Annotated in this window: 21 protein-coding genes and 1 tRNA gene; 8 read left to right on the top strand and 14 right to left on the bottom strand. The window is 58.8% G+C overall.

Annotated features, from left to right (window positions below; all coding sequences use genetic code 11):
• Positions 1 to 630: 630 nt before the first annotated feature.
• Positions 631 to 705: transfer RNA gene (locus tag ACR0IK_RS08370), tRNA-Gln, on the bottom strand.
• 417 nt (positions 706 to 1122) lie between these two features.
• Between ACR0IK_RS08370 and ACR0IK_RS08365 the strand changes: the two genes are divergently transcribed.
• On the top strand, positions 1123 to 1626 hold the full coding sequence (locus ACR0IK_RS08365) for a ferritin (protein ID WP_480641127.1): 504 nt from the start codon (positions 1123 to 1125) through the stop codon (positions 1624 to 1626).
• A 38-nt stretch (positions 1627 to 1664) separates the two neighbouring features.
• On the opposite strand, the gene ACR0IK_RS08360 is transcribed toward ACR0IK_RS08365, so the two are convergent.
• Positions 1665 to 2153, bottom strand: a complete 489-nt coding sequence (locus tag ACR0IK_RS08360; RefSeq protein WP_480590549.1) for an SH3 domain-containing protein — start codon at positions 2151 to 2153, stop codon at positions 1665 to 1667.
• Between the two features lie 170 nt (positions 2154 to 2323).
• On the opposite strand from ACR0IK_RS08360, the gene ACR0IK_RS08355 reads away from it, so the two are divergent.
• From ACR0IK_RS08355 to ACR0IK_RS08335, 5 genes are all read left to right on the top strand, one after another.
• Positions 2324 to 3310: a 2-hydroxyacid dehydrogenase gene (locus tag ACR0IK_RS08355; RefSeq protein WP_480590524.1), complete on the top strand. Its 987-nt coding sequence runs from the start codon at positions 2324 to 2326 to the stop codon at positions 3308 to 3310.
• Between the two features lie 46 nt (positions 3311 to 3356).
• Positions 3357 to 5150 (top strand): gamma-glutamyltransferase, encoded by a 1794-nt coding sequence (ggt, locus tag ACR0IK_RS08350; RefSeq protein WP_480641126.1) that lies wholly within the window; start codon positions 3357 to 3359, stop codon positions 5148 to 5150.
• Positions 5151 to 5162: 12 nt separating this feature from the next.
• Positions 5163 to 6575 (top strand): FAD-binding oxidoreductase, encoded by a 1413-nt coding sequence (locus ACR0IK_RS08345; RefSeq protein ID WP_480641124.1) that lies wholly within the window; start codon positions 5163 to 5165, stop codon positions 6573 to 6575.
• A 94-nt stretch (positions 6576 to 6669) separates the two neighbouring features.
• Positions 6670 to 7953 carry a hypothetical protein gene (locus ACR0IK_RS08340; protein WP_480641123.1) on the top strand — a complete coding sequence of 428 codons (1284 nt, stop codon included), beginning with the start codon at positions 6670 to 6672 and terminating at the stop codon, positions 7951 to 7953.
• A 137-nt stretch (positions 7954 to 8090) separates the two neighbouring features.
• Positions 8091 to 10598 carry a GcvT family protein gene (locus tag ACR0IK_RS08335; protein ID WP_480641122.1) on the top strand — a complete coding sequence of 836 codons (2508 nt, stop codon included), beginning with the start codon at positions 8091 to 8093 and terminating at the stop codon, positions 10596 to 10598.
• 45 nt (positions 10599 to 10643) lie between these two features.
• On the opposite strand, the gene ACR0IK_RS08330 is transcribed toward ACR0IK_RS08335, so the two are convergent.
• The 3 genes from ACR0IK_RS08330 to ACR0IK_RS08320 all read right to left on the bottom strand — a co-directional run bounded on the left by ACR0IK_RS08330 (position 10644) and on the right by ACR0IK_RS08320 (position 12772).
• A complete protein-coding gene (locus ACR0IK_RS08330) occupies positions 10644 to 10979 on the bottom strand; it encodes a carboxymuconolactone decarboxylase family protein (protein ID WP_480641121.1) in 336 nt (111 codons plus the stop codon).
• A 69-nt stretch (positions 10980 to 11048) separates the two neighbouring features.
• Positions 11049 to 11702, bottom strand: coding sequence for a DUF938 domain-containing protein (locus ACR0IK_RS08325; protein WP_480641120.1), 654 nt, complete (start codon positions 11700 to 11702; stop codon positions 11049 to 11051).
• On the bottom strand, positions 11699 to 12772 hold the full coding sequence (locus ACR0IK_RS08320; RefSeq protein ID WP_480641119.1) for an NAD(P)/FAD-dependent oxidoreductase: 1074 nt from the start codon (positions 12770 to 12772) through the stop codon (positions 11699 to 11701). Before ACR0IK_RS08320 ends, ACR0IK_RS08325 begins: the two co-directional genes overlap by 4 nt.
• 143 nt (positions 12773 to 12915) lie before the next feature.
• On the opposite strand from ACR0IK_RS08320, the gene ACR0IK_RS08315 reads away from it, so the two are divergent.
• A complete protein-coding gene (locus ACR0IK_RS08315; RefSeq protein WP_480641149.1) occupies positions 12916 to 13296 on the top strand; it encodes a hypothetical protein in 381 nt (126 codons plus the stop codon).
• Between the two features lie 3 nt (positions 13297 to 13299).
• Entirely contained in the window at positions 13300 to 14532 is a 1233-nt protein-coding gene (locus ACR0IK_RS08310; RefSeq protein WP_480641118.1) for an HlyD family secretion protein, read from the top strand.
• Between the two features lie 50 nt (positions 14533 to 14582).
• Here the strand turns inward: ACR0IK_RS08310 and ACR0IK_RS08305 are convergent, their stop codons facing one another.
• The 9 genes from ACR0IK_RS08305 to xdhA all read right to left on the bottom strand — a co-directional run bounded on the left by ACR0IK_RS08305 (position 14583) and on the right by xdhA (position 25466).
• The gene (locus ACR0IK_RS08305; protein ID WP_480641116.1) at positions 14583 to 15500 is read right to left on the bottom strand and encodes a hypothetical protein; all 918 of its coding nucleotides are present in this window, start codon (positions 15498 to 15500) and stop codon (positions 14583 to 14585) included.
• 289 nt (positions 15501 to 15789) lie between these two features.
• Positions 15790 to 16863, bottom strand: coding sequence for a BMP family ABC transporter substrate-binding protein (locus tag ACR0IK_RS08300; protein ID WP_480641115.1), 1074 nt, complete (start codon positions 16861 to 16863; stop codon positions 15790 to 15792).
• 31 nt (positions 16864 to 16894) lie between these two features.
• The gene (locus ACR0IK_RS08295; protein WP_480590492.1) at positions 16895 to 17815 is read right to left on the bottom strand and encodes an ABC transporter permease; all 921 of its coding nucleotides are present in this window, start codon (positions 17813 to 17815) and stop codon (positions 16895 to 16897) included.
• A gap of 3 nt (positions 17816 to 17818) precedes the next feature.
• Complete coding sequence (locus ACR0IK_RS08290; protein ID WP_480641114.1) at positions 17819 to 18130, bottom strand: hypothetical protein; 312 nt, start codon at positions 18128 to 18130, stop codon at positions 17819 to 17821.
• Positions 18130 to 19212, bottom strand: a complete 1083-nt coding sequence (locus ACR0IK_RS08285; RefSeq protein WP_170332149.1) for an ABC transporter permease — start codon at positions 19210 to 19212, stop codon at positions 18130 to 18132. The genes ACR0IK_RS08290 and ACR0IK_RS08285 overlap by 1 nt, the downstream gene beginning before the upstream one ends.
• A gap of 35 nt (positions 19213 to 19247) precedes the next feature.
• Positions 19248 to 20765 carry an ABC transporter ATP-binding protein gene (locus ACR0IK_RS08280; protein WP_480641113.1) on the bottom strand — a complete coding sequence of 506 codons (1518 nt, stop codon included), beginning with the start codon at positions 20763 to 20765 and terminating at the stop codon, positions 19248 to 19250.
• On the bottom strand, positions 20762 to 21697 hold the full coding sequence (xdhC, locus tag ACR0IK_RS08275) for a xanthine dehydrogenase accessory protein XdhC (RefSeq protein WP_480641112.1): 936 nt from the start codon (positions 21695 to 21697) through the stop codon (positions 20762 to 20764). Before xdhC ends, ACR0IK_RS08280 begins: the two co-directional genes overlap by 4 nt.
• On the bottom strand, positions 21697 to 24111 hold the full coding sequence (gene xdhB, locus ACR0IK_RS08270) for a xanthine dehydrogenase molybdopterin binding subunit (protein ID WP_480641111.1): 2415 nt from the start codon (positions 24109 to 24111) through the stop codon (positions 21697 to 21699). Before xdhB ends, xdhC begins: the two co-directional genes overlap by 1 nt.
• Entirely contained in the window at positions 24108 to 25466 is a 1359-nt protein-coding gene (gene xdhA / locus ACR0IK_RS08265; RefSeq protein ID WP_480641110.1) for a xanthine dehydrogenase small subunit, read from the bottom strand. The genes xdhB and xdhA overlap by 4 nt, the downstream gene beginning before the upstream one ends.
• Between the last annotated feature and the right edge of the window lie 128 nt (positions 25467 to 25594).

The following is a 25594-nucleotide window of genomic DNA, read 5'->3' as shown; positions in this document are numbered from 1 at the left end:
TTCTCAGTCTTCTTTTAACTGCTGGTAGCGATGGGCTCGCTCAGCGGCTTTCGAGCCGTGTAGCATTAAGTCTCTAAGATACGTTTAAGTTTCGCGCGATCGACTTTTGAGGTATGGCGCTCATCCATAGGGGTATTATCCATCGAAACCACATTTGGAACGCCAAAACCGAGCGCAGATTAACTCCAATCCTTGAAGTGATCCGGGGATCCTTGGACGCAAAGTGTGGGGCTTGCTTTCGTATTTATAATCGCGCATCGATCCACGCCCGGGCTTTGCTGTGTCGCGACTTCGAGCGTCAGCAAGGCGGGCACGTTTTTCTAGTAGTGGGAGCAAATCATTTGCTTCTATTTAGACGCATCGCGCGGCATCTCGGAAATCCGCCATTTCGATTTCGTCACGCTTCGTTGGAATCGGGCGATCCTTAACGAAGGGACCGTTGCCATGCCTCTTCCCGTGATCCGCTGTCATTCTACCGGCACTGATGTTGGGCACACGGTTGTAGAACTTACATGTTTGCAGGCCCCAAAAGCGAGAATTTACCACAAAAAAACGTGGTAAATGGCATAACTGGACGAACGCTAAGCAAGGCGAGGTTTCAGAAAAAGTGTTGATAATATTTGGAAAAGTTGGCTGGGGTGGTAGGATTCGAACCTACGATACACGGTACCAAAAACCGCTGCCTTACCACTTGGCTACACCCCAACGGTGAGCGGCTATCTACGATTGTTGTTCGGAGGGTTCAAGAGGCTTTGAACGAAAAACTTCGGCTTTGAGCAAAATTTATTTGGCCCGCGTTCCTGATGGCTCAGGTTCGGATTTTATGTCGATCAGCCAGTTGAGCGATAAGGTGTTCCATGGGCAAGAGCGGTCGAAACTGCGCAAGGCCTTGGCTGGGAAGGGCGCTGCATCAACCGTTTGTTTTTGTCGATTGCCAGTAGCTTAGTGGGCGACTGAATTGGGGCGCAGAAACCCGTGGGTGTTGCAAGTGCCTTTCACTTGCAAATCATCCCGGTAAAATATTGAAATATATCTAAAAAATCATGTGGTACTGGTTGCGCCGGTTCGCTGGAGAAAATATCTGTATGTTTGCCCCGGCAAACCGTGACACAGGAGATGAAGATGAAGTTAAACCCGAATGTCGCAGAAGCGTTGAATCGTCAGATCAACAATGAACTTCACGCTTCCTACACGTATCTCGCCATGGCCGCTTACTTCGAATCCGAGGACCTGCCCGGATTTGCGCAGTGGTTTCGTGGGCACTCGGTCGAAGAGAGCGGGCATGCCATGCGCATCTTCGACTTTTTGGCCCAGCGTGGCGGAAGAATCGAAATTGATGGGATCGCCAAACCAAAAACCGAATACGTCTCGCCTGTCGAGGCGCTGGAACACGCCCTTGCAAATGAGGTAACGGTGACCGGGCAGATCAACGCGCTGTTTGAGCTGGCGCATGAGGTCAAGGAATACAGCACTCAGAACATGCTGAACTGGTTCCTGGCGGAACAGAACGAGGAAGAGGATCTGTTCGGCAGAATCCTCGACCAGACCAAAGCGGCCAACGGGGATCGCTGGAATCTGCTGTTGTTGGATAAGGAAATGGGCACGCGCACTGCCGAGACCGCATAGCAGTCGTATTGTTCAGGCGGGGCGGGAATATCGCCCCGCTATTCGCGAATCTCGGATGGATCGACGCCCCAGAGGTTCGACTTCTGTGTCCAACCGCGATAGCCACCAGCAGAGACGTGGCACCAGTCTAGACTGCAACTGCCCAGGCGCGCTACTACGCCAGATTCGAATTTCGCGCTGACCTGAGAATTGGAGTCAGGGCTGGTGTGAACGGGCAGCAACTCGGATTCGATTAGCACGGTACGCATGCCAGACAGCAGGGCATAGTGAACCCAACCACCAGCGCCGTCGCGGTCCTGAACCCTGCGCCAGTTGCCGTATTCGGCCGTAATCTGCAACGGCATTCCGCGCCGTTTGAATACCCAGTCGATTCGATGCGTCAGCGAGGGGCCTCGGCGGACGTTGCCCTCGGCGGCCTTCATCGAAACATATCGCGGCAGGGGCAGGTTGGTGACAGGGCCACGTTTGTCCTGTGCGCTGGCGGTCAGAGTGCTCAGCACAACCAGAAATGCGGACGTGACCACCAGAAGGCGGTGTTTTACTGGTAGAAAACCACTCACTGACTGTCTGCTCTTGTGCCTGTTGATCGGGTTTCGAAAAAAGGTCGTCTCAATGCATTGGGGTTCTTGTGCCCCGCCTTATCCTGCGCCACGATGCCATGGCGCGCGAAGATTTGCAAAGCGATGGGAGGGCGAAAGTGCCAAGAGAACGTCTGAGTGTTGTCGTTACGCGACGGTTGCCCGAGGCGGTGGAAACCAGGCTGAGCGAGTTGTTCGATGTGCAGTTGCGCGACGATGACACGCCCATGACGCGGGAAGAGCTGGTCGCAGCGGTGCAAAGTGCGGATGTCTTAGTGCCCACGGTGACGGATACCATCGATGGTGGGTTGCTCGGTCAGGCAGGTGAAAAGTTGCGCCTGATCGCCAATTATGGGGCCGGGGTCGACAATATCGATGTGGCCACAGCCCGGCAGCGGGGCATTCTGGTGTCGAACACGCCGGGCGTGCTGACTGATGATACCGCAGACATGACCATGGCGCTGATCCTGTCGGTGACCCGACGGATTCCCGAGGGGTTGACGGTCATGCAGAAAGGCGACTGGTCGGGCTGGGCCCCGACCGCGTTTCTGGGTGGCCGCATCGGCGGGCGCCGCCTTGGTATTCTGGGCATGGGGCGGATCGGTCAGGCGGTGGCCCGCCGCGCCTCGGCATTCGGGATGCAGGTGCATTATCACAACCGTCGTCGCTTGCGTCCCGAGGTCGAACAGGAGCTTGAGGCGACATATTGGGAAAGCCTCGACCAGATGGTGGCGCGAATGGATGTGATCTCCATCCATTGCCCGTCTACTCCGTCGACCTTTCACCTGATGAACGCGCGGCGGTTGAAGCTGTTGAAACCATCGGCCGTCATCGTGAACACGTCGCGGGGCGAGGTGATTGATGAAAACGCGCTGACCCGTCAGGTTCGCTCGGGTGAGATCGCCGGAGCCGGGCTGGACGTTTATGAACACGGTACGCAAGTGAACCCGCGCCTGCGACAATTGCCGAACGTCGTCCTGCTGCCTCATATGGGATCGGCCACGCTGGAAGGGCGGATCGAGATGGGTGAGAAGGTCATCATCAATATCAAGACCTTCGAAGACGGGCACCGCCCACCGGATCAGGTTGTGCCTTCCATGTTGTAACGCGTTTGCGCCGCAGGGACGACAAACGGATTTTCAGGAGGATACGATGAAACGAAATCTGATTTCGGGATTGTTTTTGACGGCGTTGATGCTGAGCAGCGCGTCTTTTGCGCAAGAGACAGCGGATGCAGTGGCCCCCGAGGCGGCCTCTGACGGGCAGGTTCAGGGCCTGACGGACGAGGTCATCGCCGCGCTTGAGGCCAAGATGGCTGGTCAGCCGGTAACGTCGCAGAACTGGATGGTTGCCGCCGCGAACCCTCTGGCTGTCGAAGCCGGGGCCAAGGTGCTGCGGGCCGGTGGGTCTGCCGCTGATGCGATGGTTGCCGTGCAGGTTGTGCTGGGGTTGGTCGAGCCGCAATCCTCGGGTCTTGGCGGCGGGGCTTTTCTGGTCTGGTATGACGCAGCAACCGGCAAGCTGACCACGCTGGACGGGCGGGAGACGGCTCCGCTTGAGGCAAACCACCGTCTGTTTCATGACGAAAACGGCGATCCACTGAAATTCTACGACGCCGTGGTTGGCGGTCTTTCGGTTGGCACGCCGGGTACGCCCGCATTGTTGGAAGAGGCGCACCGGCGTTGGGGGCGAAGCCCGTGGCCCAGCCTGTTTCAGGATGGCATAACACTGGCCGCTGAGGGGTTCCTTGTATCTCCACGCCTGGCCACGTTGGTCGAAGCGGACGCCGAGCGCCTGTCGCGTTTTCCTGCAACGGCTGAATATTTCCTGCCGGGCGGAGAGCCCTTGCAACAGGGCCAACGGTTGATGAACCCGGACTATGCCGAAACGCTGCGGGTTCTGGCCAGCGAAGGTTCTGCCGGGTTTTATGGTGGTGAGATCGCGGCAGGGATTGTCAGCACCATTCGCAATGCACCGGGTAACCCCGGGGTTTTATCCGGTGTTGATCTGGCGTTGTATCAGGTGATCGAGCGCGAGCCCGTCTGCGCCACCTATCGCGCCTATGAGGTCTGCGGCATGGGTCCGCCCTCTTCGGGTGCGTTGACGGTCGGTCAGATACTGGGAATGCTTGAAGGGTATGATCTGGCGGCGATGGGGCCGGAGGACGTACATACATGGCGTCTGATTGGCGACGCCTCGCGTTTGGCCTTTGCCGATCGCGGGCGTTACATGGCTGATCACGATTATGTCCCGATGCCGACAAAGGGCCTGGTCCATCCCGACTACCTCTCTGAACGCGGAACATTGCTGAACGGTGAGAGGGCGCTGCCCGAGGTTGCGCCGGGCAATCCTGAATTCGACCACGCGTCGAACTGGGCGGACGACGTGTCGCTGGAACTGCCCTCGACCTCGCACATTTCGATCGTCGATCAGTATGGCAACGTGCTGTCGATGACCACGACGATCGAGAACGGGTTCGGCTCGCGGCTGATGACCAACGGGTTCCTCTTGAACAACGAACTGACCGATTTCTCGTTCAAGACCCACAGCGATGGTGTCCCGATTGCCAACCGGCTGGAACCGGGCAAGCGTCCACGTTCGTCCATGAGCCCGACTATCGTGATGCAGGACGGTGCACCGGTTCTGGCGATTGGTTCGCCCGGTGGCAGCCGGATCATTGGCTACGTGGCCAAGTCGATCATCGCCTGGGCCGATTGGGATATGGATGTGCAACAGGCGCTGTCACTACCGCATCTGGTCAACCGCTTTGGTACCTATGATGTGGAACAGGGCACAGCCGCCGAAGGCTATGCCGATGCGCTGATCGAGTTGGGGTTCGAGGTCAACCCGCGCGACCTGACATCGGGCCTGCACGCAATTGAAATCGGAGATGTTCTGATCGGTGGCGCCGACCCGCGCCGCGAAGGCATCGCGCTGGGCGAATAAGAGAGGTTCTTCATGGTGCAGGCAGTAACGTTGCCCCGAAACGAGGCCGGGATTGAAACAGCTGTCGGCATCCTGAAGCAGAAATTCGGTGATCGTCTGCAAACCGGTCAGGCGATCCGCGAACAGCACGGTCACACGACCACATGGATCGAAAACCAGTCTCCGGACGCGGTGGTGTACCCTCACACAACCGAGGAAGTGTCCGAAATCGTTAAGACCTGCGCCCTGCACAAGGTGCCGGTGATCCCCTTTGGGACCGGTACATCGCTGGAGGGGCATGTGAACGCCCCGGCCGGTGGTATCTCGGTGGACCTGACCCAGATGAACAAGGTGCTGGCCGTCCATGCGGGCGATCTGGATTGCGTTGTTCAGCCCGGTGTCACGCGCGAGGACCTGAACACCCATCTACGCGATCAGGGCCTATTCTTTCCCATCGATCCCGGTGCCAATGCCTCACTGGGCGGGATGGCGGCGACGCGGGCCTCGGGTACCAATGCGGTGCGCTATGGCACGATGAAGGACAACATCCTCAGTCTGGAAGCGGTGATGCCGGACGGGCAGATCATCCGTACCGGGCACCGGGCCAAGAAATCGTCGGCCGGCTACGATCTGACGCGTCTTCTGGTCGGGGCCGAGGGCACGCTGGGTATCATCACCGAGCTGACCTTACGCCTGCAGGGCATCCCCGAGGCGATCACCTCAGCTCGCTGTTCCTTTCCTACGGTCGACGCCGCCTGTCAGGCGGTGATGATGACGATCCAGTTTGGCGTGCCCGTGGCGCGGATCGAACTGCTGGATGAACTGTCGGTCAAGGCTGCCAACGCCTATTCCGGGCTGGACCTGCCGGAAACACCACTGTTGCTATTGGAATTCCACGGGTCCGATGCCGGTGCGGTTGAGCAGGCCGAGACATTTGGTCAGATCGCCGAGGAGTTCGGTGGTGCGGATTTCGCCGCGACTTCGACCACCGAAGAACGCAACAAACTGTGGCAGGCGCGGCACGACATGTACTGGGCAAGCTTGCAACTGCGTCCCGGTGCGCGGGGCATTTCCACCGATGTCTGCGTTCCCATCTCGCGTTTGGCGGAGTGCGTTGCCGCCGCCCAACAAAAGGCGCAGGATCTTGGCTTGCTGGCTCCGATTGTCGGGCATGTGGGAGACGGGAACTTTCACACTCTGCTGCTGATAGACATGGAGAACGCGGACGAGGTCGCCAAGGCCGATGGCTTTGTCGGCTGGCTGAACGATCTGGCGATCTCGATGGAGGGGACTTGTACCGGCGAACACGGAATCGGGCAGGGTAAACGGCCCTACCTGGTTAAGGAACTGGGCCCGGCGGTCACCTATATGGCGGCGATAAAAATGGCGCTGGATCCGGATAATATCATGAATCCGGGTAAAATTTTGCTGTCCACAGAGTGTTGATACGCACTAGTTTTCCGGCGCTACAGCCATAAGACCGCCCCATTTTGGTTCTATCTTTCGCGAAAACGAGCAGCGATTGATTTCGGGTATTCTGATGGACGGTTTGCGGATCTTTGGGTTTGTGGTGATCATAGTCTTGGTCATTGTCGGCTTGGACTATTATCAACAGGACAAAAAACACGAAGGTACTCTGTCCGCCAATGGCTATGTGGGCACGATCAAGCATCGCTTTTCTCAGCAGCAGATCGAGCGTGACGCCAAAGCCGCCGAACGAGAGCGCAAGAAGCAATGGAAAGCGGGCGCAAAATCCCACCTTCCTGCATCCACCGAGGAATGGTCCCGGTATGAGCTGACAGATGCGGATAACAAGACAGTTGCGACCGCGACTTCAAAACTTGGTATGACACCGCTGATCAATTCCGTTTCAAACACGGCGGAACTGATGAGCCTGTCCAGCGGGGGCAAGGACGGCATTCTGCGCAAGCTCAGCAAGACGGGTGCGGTCTATTCCAAAGGCGAGGAGATCGCTTGGTTCGACATCAGCCTGAAACCGGAATCGGCGCGCAATACGCTGGCGGGAATCGCATTGTCTCGACAGCAGAATTTCATGGCGCAGGCCGCGATCAAGGAAGGGTTCGCCGTTGTCGACGGTGTTGCCTTCGTTGAGATCACTCAGGACATGACGTCTCCGACCGAAACGCTTGCGTTTCGCAAGGTCACGGGGCGGATCGGGATCGACGAAGAGGTTGTGATCCGGCTGCACACCAATGCCAGCGACGCCTCGATTCGAGAGCTTTTGGGCATGGTTGACTATGCAGCCCTCAACTCTTTGCTGACTTTCCCCTCGCCTGTGGTAGGGCAGGGAGTAACGGTGCCTCTGGACCGGCAGCCGGAGGTCGCCGGGAAAATGGATCGCCTGTATTCCGAGATGACGTTGATTCAGGAAAAGACGACCGGCGAAAAGCTCAGGAATCTGGATGTCACGGCGCTGATGGTGAATACGATGACAGCGTCGGGGTTCAACAGCGATGGCCTCATGGACATCACTGGCGGGGAGGTCTTCGAAAATCAGGACGTCCTCCAAATCGGTTATGGCCGGGCGCAGAAATTGCTGCTGGAGTCGGATAAGCGTCAGGCAGCTTTGGATGACGCGGTCGAAGTGGATACCGCGGCAAAGGATGACACCGCTGACACGGAAGCTAGGGGCTTTTTCAGCCGGCTGAAAGACAAACTGCCGGCTTTCGGTGCGTCGGAGCCCAAGGAAGCTGCTGCAAAACGCCCAGGGAACAGTCAGCCGGTGCGTGTGCACAAAGGTGGGCTGGGTGGTGGCTGTGCCAAGGTTGGCAGCATCAAGCGGTGTTCGGTCACCGGGCAATAATGGCAAAATCGTCGAATCCAGTAGTCATCTGTGGCAGCGGGGTCGTTTTCCTTCTCTCACTGGTCGGATGAATGTCGCGTTTAACCCTGCAAATGCGCCATATGGTTCCAACAGATTCCAAGGAGAGACGTCCGGTTATGAAAACCCAAGTCAAAGCACTGGTCGTTGGCGGCGGCGCCGTCGGGACCTCGATTGCCTATCACCTGGCCAAAGCGGGCTGGGACGATGTGATGTTGATCGAACGGGACGAGCTGACGTCCGGATCCACCTGGCACGCAGCGGGGCTGCTGCCGCTGTTCAACATGTCCTATGCGACAACCCACATCCATAAGTACTCGGTCGATTTCTACAAGACGCTTGAGGAAGAGACCGGCCTGAACGCAGGTTTCGCCGTGGTTGGCAACCTGCGCATGGCGCAGACGCAAGAGCGTATGGATGAGTACATGCTCTATGCCTCCACCGCCGAAACCTGCGATGTTGCCTATGAGTGGTTGACCCCGGACCAGATCAAGGAACGCTGGCCGCTGATCGAAACTTCGGACCTGAAGGGTGCGATCTACCACACCGAAGATGGCTACATTAACCCTGCCGACGTGACCCAGGCGATGGCCAAGGGTGCCCGTCAGCGTGGTGTCGACATTGTCCGCAAGATGCAGGCCGATGCCTTCCACTGGAACGGCACCCACTGGGAAGTCACCTGCACCAAGATGGTCGAAAAAGGCGGCAACCTGGTTGAGAGCGACGAGCAGGTGGTGATCACTGCCGAGCATGTCGTAACCGCATCGGGTAACCACGCTCAGCGCACCGCCAAGATGCTGGCCATCAAGATGCCGGCCATCCCGGTTGAGCACACCTTCATCGTCATGGACAAGGACCCCGAGCTGGTCAAGTGGCGCGAAGCCGGCAACCCGGAACACCCCGTTGTGCGCGATGCCGACAACGAATCCTATGCACGTGAAGAACGCGGCGGCTGGATTCTGGGTATCTATGAGCACGGCGCACCCGCGCGGTTCGAGCACGGCGTGCCCGACAGCTTCCGCGCGGACCTGTTCCCGCTGGATCTGGACCGGATCGCCGATCAATACATGGCAATGGCCGAACGTGTGCCGTCCTGTGCCGAATCTGGCTTGAAAGACGATTTCAACGGCCCGATCTGCTATACGCCCGACGGCAACCCGCTGGTTGGTCCGGCTCCGGGCTTGCGTAACATGTGGCTGGCCGAAGGTTTCTCGTTCGGGATCACTGCAGCGGGCGGCACCGGCTATTATCTGGCGCAGATGATGGTCGACGGCGAAGCCGAGATCGACATGGCCTCGCTGGACCCCAAGCGTTACTCGTCCAACTGGATGACCACCGAGTTCGCAGCGCGCAAGAACGAAGAGTGCTATGAGCACGTCTATATCCTGCACCACCCCGATGAAGAGCGCGCAGCTTGCCGTCCGCTACGGACCGTTCCGGCTTATGACCGTCAGAAAGCGCGCGGCGCACAGTTTGGTTGGGTGAACGGTTGGGAACGTCCCAACTACTTTGGCCCTGTCGATGCACCTGAGAGCTTCGACCATGACGCCCGCTCCTTCCGCCGCGGCGGCTGGTGGCAATATGCCGTCGAAGAAGCCAAAGCGATCCGCGAAGGCGTTGGCCTGATCGACGCATCGGCCTTCACCAAGCATGTCGTCAAAGGCCCCGGTGCGACTCAGTTCCTGGATTGGTTCACCTGCAACAAGCTGCCCAAGGTCGGCCGCATCAACCTGACCTACGCGCTGACCTCGCACGGCACCACCCGCACCGAATACACCATCGTCCGCAATGGCGAGAACAACTACTACATCGTCTCTGCCGGTGCATGGACCGAGTACGACGCCGACTATCTGCGAAAGGCGGCCGAGGACAAGATGGATGAGTTCGGCTACATCGAGATCCAGGACGTAACCACCCAGTGGGGCGTCTTCGCCATCGCCGGACCCAAGTCGCGTGACGTTCTGAAAGAGGTCATCAAGGACGCCGATCCGGAAACCGCACTGTCCAACAAACGCTTCCCGTGGCTGTCGGCCCGTCAGATCGAACTGGGCATGTGCCCGGTCAATGCGATCCGCGTGGCCTATACCGGTGAGCTGGGCTGGGAATTGCATCACCCGATCGAGATGCAGAACTACCTGTTCGACCTGCTGGAAAAAGCGGGTGAGAAGCACGGTATGAAGCTGGTCGGCGCGCGTGCCCAGAACTGGTTGCGTCAGGAGAAATCCTATCGCGCCTTCGGCACCGAGCTGGGCCGCGATGCGACCCCGCTGGAAGCTGACCTGCCGCGTTTTGTCGACCTGTCCAAGGATTTCTACGGCAAGGCAAAGCTGGAAGAGACCGGCGTGCGCGTGAAGTGCTGCACTCTGCTGATCGACGGACCGGACGATGCGGATCCGTGGGGCCGTGAGGCGCTGTACACACCGGAAGGTGAGCGCGTAGGTCGCCTGACCTCGGGCGGTTACTCGGTCGCGTTCGAGAAATCCATCGGCATGGGCTACGTAAAGCCAGAGCTGGCGGTCGAAGGCACCAAGCTGCAAGTTAAAATTCAGGACAAGCTGTGGGACGCGGTCGTCACCTGCGACAGCCCCTACGATCCGAAGAACGAAACCATCCGCAAGGACGGCTAAACAAACAAAGGCCCCGGTTAAGCCCGGGGCCTTTTGCTTTTGGGGTCAGGTGCTCAGTTCGTCATAGCATTCCAATGCCTTGGCGGCGTACATCATCGATGGTCCACCGCCCATCTGAACGGCCATAGCCAACACATCGGAAAACTCCTCTCGCGATGCACCCGCCTTGAGCAAGGCTTCGGTGTGGAGCGTGATGCAGGGCTCGCACCGGATTGCAATGGACATGCCCAGAGCGATGAACTCCTTGGTCTTATAATCCAGCGTTCCGCCCTGCTTGACCGCTGCGCTGAGCGTACCGAATGCGCGGGCCGCCTCGGGTATCGCGCCGTTGAGGTTGCGCAGACCATTGCGCGTGTCTTTGATCTTGTCCTGCCAGTTCATGTCATCATTCCATTTAATATAATGCAAACGGAATATGTTCTGGCGTGTTAAGCCGGGCCTTGATTTTAATCAGGTGTCGGGCTTTTCCGCGACGAAGGCCAGGTTGTTTGCGGGCATCTCCGCGGATGCGAGGACGGTCAGGTTCTGTGCGGCCATCCAATCGACGATATCTTTGTCATTTTTGTATCCAATCTCAGTATCCTGCTGGACAAGTGCGTCGTGGAACCTCCGGTCGCCGTCGCTTGTCAGTTGGCCCGACCGTTTGAACGGCCCGTAGAGGATGAACCTTCCCTCACGGGCCAGTGCCTGCGCGGCTTCGGCGATCAGCACCTGCGTCTCGGGCCAGCTGATCAAATGCACCAGATTGATCAGAACGATCAGGTTCTGCCCCGCGAACTCATCATGCCATCCCAGCGCTGTTGCGTTCAACATGACGGCGCTGGCGACGTTGGGCAGGTTGGAGGAATAAGCGTCGATGCTGGCGCGACGGTCTGGTTCCACCTCGGTCGGTTGCCAATGGAGGCCGGGCAGGGATCGGGCAAAGGCACTGACATGCTGGCCGGTGCCGCTGGCGATCTCCAACGCCTGACCGGTCTTTGGGGCCCATTGCGTCAGCAGTTCACACAACACGTCGGCATTGCGGGTTGCAGCGGGGGCAATCAATCGGCCATCCTGTCCTTCGGTAGCGACGCTGGTGTTGGACGGCAGAGACCGTTTGCTCATCGGTGCAACCTTTCCGGGCTAAGAGCTGCGATCGTTGCCGGATCCAGCTCCGGCGCAGCGCCGATCACCAAGTCCGAGACCAGTTTCGACGCGGCCGGAGAGGATTGGAACCCGTACCCGCCCTGACCGGCAGCCCAAATGAAAGTCGGGTCTGACGGGTCCGGCCCCAGCACAAGGGTTCCATCGGGCGCAAAGCTGCGCAGTCCCGCCCAGTTCGTTTCCACTCGCGTGACGGGTTCGGTGACCATTTCCTCGTACCTGGCCAGGCCTTCGGCCAGCACCATATCATCGGCATAGGCATCATGTGGCGGCACAGGATCGGCCTCGGATGGCGATACCAGCAGTTTGCCCGCATCCGGTTTGGCATACCACGCCTCACCTACGCCCAGCATCATGGGCCAGTCCCGGACGTCATGCCCGCCCGGCGCAGGCAGGCGCGCCATTGACCTGCGTTTCGGAATAATCCCAATCGGGGCAATCCCGGCCATCGCGGCGACCTCGTCCACCCAGGCCCCGGCGGCATTGATCAAAGTGCGGGCCTCGTAGGTCTCCCCGGCCTCGACAATCCAGTGAGGGTTCTTGCGAATGGCTGTAACCCTGGCTTTGGTCAAAACCTCACCGCCATTACTTCGAATAACGCGCGCGAAATCCTGCAGCAACCTGTCCGTGTCGATGTCGAATGCTGTTTCGCCGACAGCTGTGAAGCCCAGCGTCTCGGGTTTCAAGATCGGTACACGAGCCTGCGCCTCTACCGTGGGGATGACCCGCATGTTCAGATCTTCAACGTCTTGTTCGAAGGCCTCGTTCTGATCCTTTCGGCCAACCAGCATCAACCCGCGCGGCGTCAGATAGCCACCATTTTCGGCGTGCAAGAAGTCGGCGCTGGCTTTGTTCAGCGCCACAACCGACGGCGGGCCGTAACTTTCTTCGAATAACGCGGCCGATCGGCCGGAGGCATGATAGCCAAGAGCATCCTCTGCTTCGAGTAGGGTAACAGTCCCGTGCTGCGACAGCCGTGCCCCAGCGCTCAGACCGGCGACGCCGCCGCCGATGATCAGAAAATCAATCATATTCATCCTTCCGGTCACGTTCCATGTGCTAAGGACGTAAGCGTCTGCAAACATTAAGCAGGCTTGAATTTGCGCATCAACCCATCCAAACAGGGATCAAACAGAAACAGGAGGGCAGGGTGAGTACCGCAGACCTACACCCGATGGCCACGGGGCATATTCCGTCCTACGTGACCCAGGCGGACGGCAGTGATTTTCTTTTGACGTTCATGTTCGTTTTTACCGTTGTCGTAATCATTCTGATCGGCGTGGGATATTTCACCCTGCACTCGATCCCCGAGAAGATCGCGCATGAATCCAATCACCCTCAGTTTCAACTGGTCGGCATTCTGGCCCTGTTGGCGCTGTTTACCCATAACGGTCTTTTCTGGGTTGCCGCCATTCTGGTGGCCGGGTTCCAGTTCCCCGATGTGGCCGCGCCGCTGAGGGCCATTGCCGACGCGATCCGATCTTTGGGCAAACAGGACCAGTCGGAACCCGCCCCGGCCCAGCCGACCGAACCCGCCGCGCAGCAGGAGCAGTAAGACATGCTTGAGACTTTGATGTGTGCGCTGGTAACGGTGCTGCCCGACTATCTGTTTCGCCGGTTTGTTCAGGGCAAGCGGATCGGTCATGAAATCACGCTGTTCACCATGTGGTATGAACTGCGCTGGGGCCTTACCACTTGTGCCATTCTGGCGCTGACGGTTATCACCACTCTGTTTTACTTCCACCCGGCCAGTAAGACAGCGGCATCCTATTTCCGCACGGTGACGATCCTGCCACAACTGGGTGGCCGTGTGTCCGAGGTGTATGTCTCCAATAACCAGCGGGTCGTAGCGGGCCAGCCGATCTTTCGGATCGAGGATTTCACCCAGACCGCCATGGTCGAAGCTGCCCATGCACAGATCGCGCAGGTTCAGGCCTCGTTGAAAGTTGCGGAAACCGATCTGGCCGAGGCCGAAGCAGGTATTGCCGGTGCCCGCGCCGCGCTGGATCAGTCGCTTGAGGATCTGGAACGCAATACCACGCTGCGCGACGAAGGGTCCAGCGCCGTAAGACTGGCCGAGATCGACAGGCTGGAAAACCTCGTGGCCGAGCGCGAGGCGCAATTGAGGGCGGCAGAGTCGCAACGCGCGGCTGTGGTTCAACAGATCGAAGAACTGATCCCGGCCCAACTGGCCAGCGCCAACGCGCAGCTGGATGCTGCGTTGACTGAACTGGACAAGACCGTGATCAGTGCCGGTGTGACGGGCCGGGTCGAACAATTCGGCCTGCAGGTTGGCGACTATGTCAGCCCGCTGCTGCGCCCGGCGGGTATCTTGGTGCCTTCGTCTTCGGGCCACAACCGATTCCAGGCCGCGTTCAACCAGATGTCGGCGCAGGTCATCAAGCCCGGCATGATCGGAGAGCTGGGCTGTATGACCAAGCCCTTCACTGTAATCCCGATGGTTGTGGTCGAGGTTCAGGACGTGATCCCATCCGGGCAAATCCGACCCTCGGACGAATTGCGGGATGTGCAAGCCAACACCAATCCGGGCTCGATTCTGGTCTATATGGAGCCTCTGTACAAAAACATGGCCGATGACATTCCTCCGGGCAGCAATTGTCTGGCCAACGTCTATACCGACAATCACGAACGGTTGGAGCATGAGGATTTGGGTTTTTGGCACAGCGCCGCGTTGCATGTGATCGACACGATTGGCGTCGTCCATGCTGCGGGTTTGCGGCTGCGTCTGATCCTGATGCCGGTGAATACGCTGGTTTTGACGGGGCATTGATCCTTCGGTCAGCGGAAATGAAGAAAACGCCTTGCCTTAGCGGGGCGTTTTCATTTGGTCGAGTCTTGTGAACTGGATGCCTCATTGCTCTTTGCTTCCAGCAAGTTGGGCACAAGCCGTTCACTGAACCCGGCCAGAATGCAGACAAATGACAGCCAGTAGGGGGCAGGTTGAATCTCGGTCTGCCCTGAGGCGCCCGAGCCAGAGAACAAACCCTGCAGAATCCCGGCCTTGATACCGAAATACAGGATCAAAGCACCAAGAGCCCCGACAGCGACACGCTGAAAAGCGTAGACCCAATGGATGTACCAATCAACGCGCGGGTCCACCTTCATGCTTTGCAGTCTGACGGTGGTCGAGAACAACGCGCCGATACTGCCCATCATCAACGCTAAGCTGATCTCCTCTGAGTCGAAATTGAATACGGATACGACGTTCAAGCACGCCAGTAAGAAGCTTAACAAAATTATCAGCGCAACCAGGATGATATTCACAGAAAGATGTATGACACGCCCCCGGTTGCTGAGCCGGGACGCCAAACGGTCGCGAAGCCCGTCAAGCGATGTCATTGCCGTTTCTTCCTGACCCAGAAGAGCCTGCGCAATGCACCTGGCAAGTTCGCGTTCGTAGAAGACCAAGTTCTCTGCTTTTTGGGCGGGCATAGGCCGTTCCGAACGCCACGCGCCGAACCGTGTTAGGATTTGGATAAGGTGATTGAACTCGGCAATTTCAGACCCCAGTTTCAGATAGGCCATTTTTTGTTTGCACGCCTGTTCCGGGGCATCGCAAAAGAACGGTGAAATACCAAAGCGTGTCTTGTAGATTTTGAACTCATTGACCGCCCAGAGGATATCCAGAACTTCTCGGCCTCTGGGGTCGAGCCCACCGGCTTTCAGGTCTTTGAGCTTGAATTCCATCTCAGTAAAACTGTTCGGATCGTTCAATGTGTCTTCTGGTTCGGGCTCCATAATATCAACCCAAATGACCAATTTTGTTAAATGCCCCGCTAGGATAGCACAGGTGCCATTTCCCGCCAAATTTGGCGAACGAGGCCGCATCAAGTCGCCTTTTGGGCGAGGTGATTTCTGGTTGCAAAAGATCAGCGACCAGCAAACCACTGAGGTCACCGGGTTTGGGTGCGAACGATTGAACTTAGCCAACCTCGTGCGCCTATCCCCGCCCTGTTAGCTCTTAATCAAGAGCAATAAAAAAGGGCCCGCCAAAAGGCCGGCCCTCTATAGTTTGGTGATCGGCAGATTACTGCGGGATCTCGCCTTCCAGCCCTTCGACATAGAAGTTCATGCCTGCCAGCGTACCGTCATCGGCGGTTTCGCCCTCGGCCAGCCAGTCACTGCCGTCCTGTTTTTTCAGCGGGCCGGTGAAGGGGTGGTATTCGCCGGCGGCCATGGCAGCCTTGAGTGCCAGTGCCTCTTCCTTGACGTCGGCCGGAACCGCGTCGGAAATCTCACCGATCTCCACCATGCCTTCCCGGATGCCGTCCCAGGTGTTCACGGTTGCCCACGAACCGTCCATGACGGCCTGAGTGCGTGCAATGTAGTATGGCGCCCAGTTGTCGATGATCGACGACACGCGCGGGAACGGAGCGTATTCGCTCATGTCCGATGCTTGGCCGAAAGTGATCACGTTACCCGCCTCTTGCGCCGCCGCCTGCGGCGCGGTCGAGTCGGTGTGTTGCAAGATCACATCCGCGCCCTGTTCGATCAGAACGGTGGCCGCGTCAGCTTCTTTCGCAGGATCGAACCAAGTGTAGGCCCAGACGATCTTGAACTCGACATCCGGGTTTACTTTTTTGGCGTGGATGTAGGCCGAGTTTATGCCGCGGATCACTTCGGGGATCGGGTACGAGCCGATGTAGCCGATGATATTGGACTTGGTCATCTTGCCCGCGATGTGGCCCTGAACGGCGCGGCCTTCGTAGAAACGGGCCGAGTAGACCGAGACGTTGTCGGCGGTTTTGTAGCCGGTCGCGTGCTCGAACTTCACGTTCGGGAATTTCTTTGCCACGTTGATGGTCGGGTCCATGTAACCGAACGAGGTAGTGAAGATCAGATCGGCTCCTTCCAGCGCCATCTGCGTCATCACACGCTCAGCGTCTGGGCCTTCGGGTACCGATTCAACGAACACGGTTTCGACCTTGTCGCCAAAATGCTCTTCGACCGCCAGCCGACCTTTGTTGTGCTCATAGGTCCAGCCGCCGTCACCCACCGGGCCGACATAGACGAAACCGACCTTGGTCTTGTCTTCGGCCATGGCGCCAGTGGCCAGACCAAGCGCTATGGCGGCGCTTGTCAGAAGTGTAGTGAATTTCATGTGTTACTCCCCAAGTTGATTTAGTTGGCCCCTAGTGCGAGGCGTGGAAGATCCGACCCAATGAGGCAGGTGCGCTGCTCTTGTCGGCTGAAAGGATCACAAGCACAAGGATCGTGATGATATAGGGCGACATTGCCAGATACTCGACTGGAATGGCAACGCCCGCCGCCTGCAAATTAAGCTGCAACACGGTGATTCCGCCGAACAAATAAGCACCCAGCAGTGCGCGCCATGGTTTCCAACTGGCGAACACCACCAGCGCCAGGGCGATCCAGCCAACGCCGGCTGTCATGCCCTCGGTCCACTGCGGGACGCGGATCAGGCTGATATAGGCGCCGCCAAGGCCCGCGCAGGCGCCCCCGAAAAGGATCGCCAGGATGCGGATCTTGATGACCTTGTAGCCAAGCGCGTGGGCTGCATCGTGGTTTTCGCCCACCGCACGCAAGATCAGGCCGACACGAGTGTATTTCAGTGTGGCCCAAACGGCTGCGGTCAGGGCAATGCCGACATAGAGGATCGGATCATGCTGGAACAGGATCGGTCCGATCACCGGGATATCGCTGATCAGGGGGATGTGGATATCCCCCATGCTGGGAGGTTTAACCCCGACATAGCTTTGCCCCAGTAGGGCGCTGAAACCGAGTCCAAACAGGGTCAACGCTAGGCCACTGGCGACCTGATTGGCCAGTGCAAACTGCGTTAGCAGCACGAACAGCAAGGACAGCACAGCACCGCCGATAGCCGCTGCGATGAAGCCCAGCCAAGGGGACCCGGTCTCGACCGAGATCGCAAAGCCACTGATTGCACCGACGATCATCATGCCCTCGACGCCGAGGTTCAGAACGCCCGCTTTTTCGACAACCAGTTCCCCGATCGCGGCCAACAGCAGGGGGGTTGCGGCGACCATCAGCGAGGCGACCAGAAGTACGGGGTTAATTTCGCCAAGGTCCATGGGTCACTCCTTGACCAGAAAGAGGAAGACAGACGCAGCGCTTGCCGCAAGACATACAAACATCGGGACGAGCCGGGTAAAGAATCCAAACTGCTCGGGCCAAGGGCCACTTAGGCGCTCCGCGAGTTTATTCATCGGGTGAAACAGGACAGCAATCAGCACTCCGGCGATTATTCTGGCCGTATCGAAATTGCCGGTTACCATCTCCATCAATATCAGGACGCACCCCATGGAAATTGGAAAGAGCAGTCCGAGACCTGCATGAATAGTCGTGGCGCGGCGATCTGCCTGAATGGCAGAGACTAAGGTATTCATCACGCCACCTCGCTGCGGGCCGCACGGATGCGGTAGTTTGTCAGAAGATCGAATGCCAGCAGGAAGAACAGCAGCATCCCCTGGAATACCTGAATGGCAGCAGCGGGCAGGCCCAGTTGCGACTGGGCGATTTCGCCGCCGATATAGGTCAGCGCCATCAGGCCACCCGCCAGCAGGATACCCACCGGATGCAGGCGGCCAAGGAAGGCCACGATGATCGCGGTAAAACCGTAACCGACGTTGAAATCGATGCTAACCACACCCGAAGGACCAGAGACTTCGAACATCCCTGCCAGACCAGCCAATGCACCGGACAGGCCCAGACAGAACAGAATCAGGCGCGCCGGGTTCACACCGGCGAACTTGGCTGCCCGGGGCGCTTCACCCGTTAGACGGATGTGGAAGCCCAGCATATGCCGGTTCAGCAGGACATAAGCAAAGATCACAGCGATCAATGCCGTCACCACGCCCCAGTGCATCCCTGATCCCGCAATCAACTCGGCGTTATGAGCGCTGTCATAGGATTGCAGGTTGCGCGAGCCGGGAAAGCCGAACCCTTCGGGGTTCTTCAGCAGGCCCAGCGAGACCGAGGCCAGCATCTGCTCGGCCACATAGACAAGCATCAGCGAGACGAGGATCTCGTTGGTGCCGAAGCGAACCTTGAGGAAAGCCGGGATCATCGCCCAGAGCCAGCCGCCGAACGCCCCTGCGATCACCATGATCGGGAATATGTAGAACGCATCCAGCGGGTAGAAGGCCAGACCGGCACCAGCGCCAAAAATGGCACCCATGATGTACTGTCCTTCGGCGCCGATGTTCCAGATGCCAGCGCGGAAGCCCAACGACAAACCGATCGCAATCAGCACCAATGGCGCACCTTTAACCAGCAGTTGCGGGCGGTAGTAAAATGCGAACTCACCAAACAAAGGCTCCCAGAAGATCGTACCGATGGCTTCGACCGGGTTTTTGCCCAAAATGGCGAACAGGATGCCGCCAAACACCATCGTTGCCAGTACCGCGACCAGTGGGGTGGCATAGGACCAGGCCTTGGACGGCTGTGGCCGTTTCTCCAACACTATCATCTGCTCACACCCCCGTTTTCAGCTCTTGTTTTGTATTAGACATGGGCCACCTCCATGCCATGCGCACCGCCCATCATCAGGCCGATCTCATCAACCGTCAGGCCGGTGGTCGGGCGCGGGGCACTCAGGCGGCCTTCGTTCAGGGCCGCGAAGCTGTCCGAGATTTCCATCAACTCGTCCAGGTCCTGAGAGATACAGACTACCGCCGTGCCTTTGGCCGCGAGATCCAGAATGGCCTGCCGGATCGAGGCCGCCGCTGCCGCGTCCACGCCCCAGGTTGGCTGGTTCACCACCAGAACGTCCGGGTTTTGCAGGACTTCGCGACCGATCACGAATTTCTGCAGGTTGCCGCCTGACAGCGAGCGCGCTGCGTTCTCCGGGCCCGGTGTACGGACGTCAAAGGCGCTGATGATTTTCTCGGCAAAGCTTTTGGTCTCGTTCCATTTCAGGAAACCGTTGTTCTCAAGCCCTTCGCGAACCGATCCGGTGAGTAGGGCGTTTTCGGTCAGGCTCATGTCTGGAGCCGCCGCATGACCCAGCCGTTCTTCGGGGGCGGTCAGCACGCCCAGCTTCCGCCGCGCAGTGGGGCCGAGTTTGCCGATGCGTTGGCCGTTGAACTTGATCGCATCAGCGGTTGTCGGGATTTCACCCGACAACACGCCCAGCAACTCGTCCTGTCCGTTTCCGGCGACGCCGCCAATGCCCAGAACCTCGCCCTTGCGGACCGTCATGTGGATATTGCGCAACGCCGTGCCAAATTCGGACGGCGAAAGTACTGAGAGTCCGCTGACATCCAGCGCCACCTCACCGAATTCACGGCCGGACCGTTCCGGTGTCTGTAGAGTTGAGCCGACCATCATTTCGGCCATGTCACGCGCCGAGGTCTCGGCCGGAACGCATTCGCCCACATTCTTGCCCAGACGCAGAATCGTAGCATGGTCACACAGGGTCCGGATTTCTTCCAGCTTGTGCGAAATATAAAGTATCGAGGTGCCTTCGGACCGCAACTTGTTCAGTGTCTCAAACAGGATTTCCACCTCCTGCGGCGTCAGAACCGAGGTCGGCTCGTCCATGATCAGCAGCTTAGGGTCCTGCAACAAACAGCGGATGATCTCGACCCGCTGGCGTTCACCTGCGGAAAGGTCACCGACGGTGCGGAAGGGATCCAGCGGTAGGCCGTAGGTCTCGGACACTTCCCGAATACGCGAGGCCAAATCGCCCATAGCCGGCGGGTTCTCCATTCCCAGGGCTATATTCTCGGCCACGTTCAGCGCGTCGAACAGCGAGAAGTGCTGGAACACCATCGCGATCCCGTCAGCCCGTGCCGCGCGCGGTTCGGGGGGGGAGAAGGACTGGCCGCGCAACAGCATCGTACCGCTGTCCGGTTTCACCAGACCATAGATCATTTTCACCAGCGTGGATTTACCCGCGCCGTTTTCACCCAGCAGCGCATGAACTTCGCCCTCACCGATGTCAAAGGACACCTGATCATTGGCCACGACGCCGGGATAGGCTTTGGTCAGCCCTTGCAAACTTAATAGCGGAGTAGTCACGCGCTCAGGTCCTTCTTCAACTCGTTCTGCCTGGCCGGGCGCAAAAGCTGCGCGGCGACGCCGACGGCGATCATCTGCGGGTGTTTGCCCAAGCCGGTATCACCGATCGGGCAGGTGATCCGACCGATCCGTTCGGGTGAATGCCCGAGGGCCGCCAGCCGTGAACGGAACCGCGCCCATTTCGTAGCCGAGCCGATCAGGCCAGCAAAGCGGAAATCATGCGAAAGCAGCCGGTTGCACAGCTCTAGATCCAAAGTGTGTGAATAAGTAAGCACTAGATGCTCGGCATCGCGCGGCGCATGGTGAACCAGCTCTCCTGGCTTGGCCGCTGGAACCGGCGTCACACCAGTTGGAATCTTATCCGGAAATCGTTCGGGGCCGGTATCGACCCAGGTAATTGCAAGACCGGGAAGGGGGGACAACACATCCGCCAACGCGCGACCTACATGACCAGCGCCCCAGATCCACAGATTACGGGATGGCTTATGCACCGGCTCAACCATCCATCCGTCGATCAGTTGCGGTTGGGGCGCGACGCCCTGTCCGCGTGCGGCCGCCAGCAGGCGTTTGACCGACAGGGGCATGTCACTGCCCGACGGGGAACGCGCGATAACAGTATCATCGAGCGCATTCATATCGTCTTGGTCATAGATCTCGCTCAGCAATGAGACCACACCGCCGCAGCATTGGCCCATGTCTGGACCAAGTGCGTGATGTGTCAGGCGGCAAGGCGTGATTTGACTCCGCGCGGCGTCAGTCGCCTGAAACTCCAGCGTGCCGCCGCCGATGGTTCCGCTTTGCCCGTCCTCCCAAACCAGCATTGCTGCACCAACCTCGCGTGGGGATGACCCTTTAATTGCAGCGATGACCACCCGGGTGACTCTCCCATGGATTCTGACCGCCTCCCTTAAAGCCTCTCGATCAAATCCCATCAGGCTCCTCCCTTTACCCTTTGGACACCGCGCCAAACCTCTTCTGCCGTGGCGGGGGCATCCAGCGCGGGATAGCAGTCACCGCAAGCCGCCACCGCGTTCGACAGGGCGAGCCAAGCGGATATGCCCAGCATGAATGGCGGCTCTCCCACTGCTTTCGAGCGATAGATCGTGTCCTCGCGGTTCGCGCCATCCCAAAGCGCGACGTTGAAAATGTCGGGCCGGTCAGAACAGGCCGGAATCTTGTAGGTCGACGGAGCATGGGTGCGCAGATTACCCTTGCCGTCCCAGACCAGTTCCTCGGTGGTCAGCCAGCCCGCGCCTTGCACGTAACCGCCTTCGACCTGCCCGATATCCAGCGCCGGGTTCAGCGACGCGCCTGCATCATGCAGGATATCGGTGCGCAGGATACGGTTCTCACCGGTCAGCGTATCGACTGCGACCTCGGTAACAGATGCACCGTAGGCGAAATAGAAGAATGGTCGACCGCGTCCAGCGATTCGGTCCCATTCGATCTTGGGGGTCTTGTAGAAACCAGTCGCCGAAAGGCTGATCCGACCCTGATAGGCCAATGCGGCAGCTTCGGCGAAGGTATAGCGTTCAGCACCAACCGAAACGTGGCCGTCCGAGAATATAACTACTGACGGGTTGGCCTGATGCCGCTCGGCCAGATACTCGGCCATCCGGTCGCGGAGCGTGTCGCAGGCGGCTTTCACCGCCATGCCGTTTAGGTCACTGCCCGAAGACGCTGCCGTCGCCGAGGTGTTGGGTACCTTGGCCGTATCCGTCGCGGTGATCTTGATCATCTCAAGTGGGATGCCAAAACGCGATGCAGCCACCTGTGCGACCTTCTGGAACAGTCCCTGACCCATCTCGGTACCACCATGATTCAGGTGGACCGAGCCGTCCTGATACACGTGCACCAACGCACCCGCCTGATTGAGGTGGGTCAGCGTGAAGGAAATCCCGAACTTGACCGGAGAAAAGGCGATGCCCTTCTTGATCACGCTATTCTCGGCGTTCCATTTCTCAATCGCCGCCTTGCGCGCAGTATAGTCGCTGGACTTGAGCAATGCCTCCGTCATGGCGTGCAGCTCAAAATCGGTGACTTCCATACCATAAGGCGTTGTATTGCCGCCTTCCGGCACCGGACGGACAGGCGGAGCGGTCTCAACCTGTTCGACAGCGCCCAAGCTTGTCAGATCCTCATGTGGATCTACACGTTCTAACGGACGCTTTTCCAGATGCTCGGCTTCTATGGTTGGCGCATGCGCGGGTTCATAGTAGTTCCGGCGGCGCAGTTCGACTGGGTCCATTCCCAACGCATAGGCTGCGTGGTCCATGACCCGTTCGATCGCGATCATGCCCTGCGGGCCGCCGAAGCCGCGATAGGCGGTCGCGGATTGAGTGTTGGTTTTCAGCCGGTGGCTTTCAATTCGCGCGTTCGGCAGCAGATAGGCGTTGTCGGAGTGCAGCATCGCGCGGTCGGCGACAGGTAGGGACAGGTCCTGCGCCCAGCCGCAGATGGCATGTTGCAGGAAGGATACCCCCTGTATATGGCCGTGCTCATCAAACCCGGCGCGATAGGAAATCCGGAACGCATGACGCTTGCCTGTGATGACCATGTCATCATCACGATCGTAACGCATCTTGCAGGCCTTGCGGGTCGCACGCGCAGCAACGGCACAGGCCACGGCCAACGCATTGCCCTGGCTTTCCTTGCCACCGAACCCGCCACCCATGCGGCGGGTTTCGACCCGGATGGCGTGCATCGGAACGCCCAAAGCACCCGCCACCTTGTGCTGAATCTCGGTCGGATGCTGGGTCGAGCTGTAGACCAGCATATCCGCGCCCTCATTCGGCACGGCTAGGGCGGCCTGACCCTCCAGATAGAAGTGTTCCTGCCCGCCGAGTTCAAAGCCCCCTTCAATCACATGGGCCGCGCCCGCAATGGCAGCATCCGCGTCGCCTTTGGCATAGATGCGCGGGCCTTCTTCGAACCGGCTGTCGGCGGCAAGTGCGTCTTCAACCGTCAGGATCGGGGTTTCTTCGTCATAGTCGATCTTGCCCAGCCGCGCGGCCTTGCGGGCGGCCAGATGGCTGGTGGCGACAACCAGAAACACGGGCTGGCCGATGTAATGAACGGTGCCGTCCGACAGCAATGGCTCATCATGGATCGAGGGCGAAACGTCGTTGGCGAAAGGTAGATCCTCGGCCGTCATCACCATCACGACACCTTGAGCGGCTTTCACGGCTGTCAGGTCCATCGAGGTGATCTTACCCTTGGCAATCGGGCTAAGGCCGAATGCCAGGTGCAGAGAGTCCTTGGGCGTCGGAATGTCGTCCACGTATCGCGCCGCGCCGGATACATGCAGCGGCGCCGCGTCATGGGGGAGGGGTTTGGTCACGCTCACGCCGACACCTCCAACACGTTGGTCACTTCGCCCTGATCTTCCAGGAAGTAACGTTCCAGCATCGCTTTGGCCGTTTCCAGACGATAGGTGGCGGAGGCACGCATGTCCGTCATCGGAGTGAAATCATCCGCAAACGCCGGGATCGCAGCTTGAATGGTCCCGCGCGACCAGGGTTTGCCGGTCAGTGCAGCTTCGACATTCGAGGCGCGCTTTGGAATGCCGGCCATGCCGCCGAACGCGATACGCGCATCGGTGACCACGCCATCCGTCACCGTGATATTGAAACACCCGCAAACGGCCGAAATATCCTGATCGAACCGTTTGCTGAGTTTGTAAGCTTTCAAACGATCTTCCTGACGGGCGAAACTGACCGCTTCGACGAACTCGCCCGGCGCGCGGTCCTGCTTGCCGTAGTCGACGAAGAACTCTTCCAGCGGGATCGACCGGCGCTCATTTCCCTTGCGCAGATGCAAGGTAGCGTCCAGCGCGATCAGGGCAGGCGGGTTGTCTCCAATGGGTGAGCCATTGGCGATGTTGCCACCGACGGTCGCGGCATGGCGCACCTGTACACTGGCATAGCGGCGGATCATTTCTGCATAAGAGGAGTGGAGATCGGCCAGCGCGTCGCCCATACGATTCATATCGACCATGGCACCGAAACGGACCTCCTCATCGGTAATCGAAATCTGTTTCAGATCATCACAACGATTGAGGAAAATGACCGGGTCCAGATCACGCAGTTGCTTGGTAACCCAAAGCCCCACATCCGTTGCTCCGGCGATCAGAGTGGCATCAGGGTTCTCGGCGTATACAGCCGCCAACTCGTCGGACGAACCGGGCAACATCGGCGATGCCTGCACTGTAATCGGATTATCTTTGACCCAAACCGGAACCGGCTGTTCTTCGGCCGCTTTCGCCGCACGAATGATCGGGGCGTAGCCCGTGCAGCGGCACAGGTTGCCGGCAAGCTGGGTGTCGTGATCGGTCGCGCCGTTCGCATGCCCGGTGACCATCGACATCACAAACCCGGGGGTGCAGAAGCCGCATTGCGAACCGTGCAGGTCTACCATCGCCTGTTGCACGGGGTGGGCCTCTCCATTCGGGCCGCTTGCGCCTTCGACGGTGCGCACCGCCTTGCCATGCAATTGGGGCAAAAACAGGATGCACGAGTTCAGTGCCTTTGCCCCGCCCTCATCTGTCACCATGACGGTGCAGGCCCCGCAATCGCCCTCGTTGCATCCTTCCTTGGTGCCGGTCAGGCCGCGATCCTCGCGCAGCCAGTCCAGCAGGGTCGCTGTCGGATCGACATCCGCCAGTTCCACGGTCTCTCCGTTCAGAAGAAACGTGATGTTCATTCGAGAAACCCGTCGCCTTACCCGGTTGCGCCCTTGGGTGCCCTCCTTCGATGCGACGTAGAAAGAGTGGCGGGCGAATAGCTTGCCGTCAGATGTTAGGAACAGGGCAGGTTCTCTGGCAAGAAAAA

The organism is Ruegeria sp. BF7, from assembly GCF_056538605.1.
The sequence above is the reverse complement of the archived record's forward strand: the minus strand, read 5'-3'. Positions and strand labels throughout refer to the sequence as shown.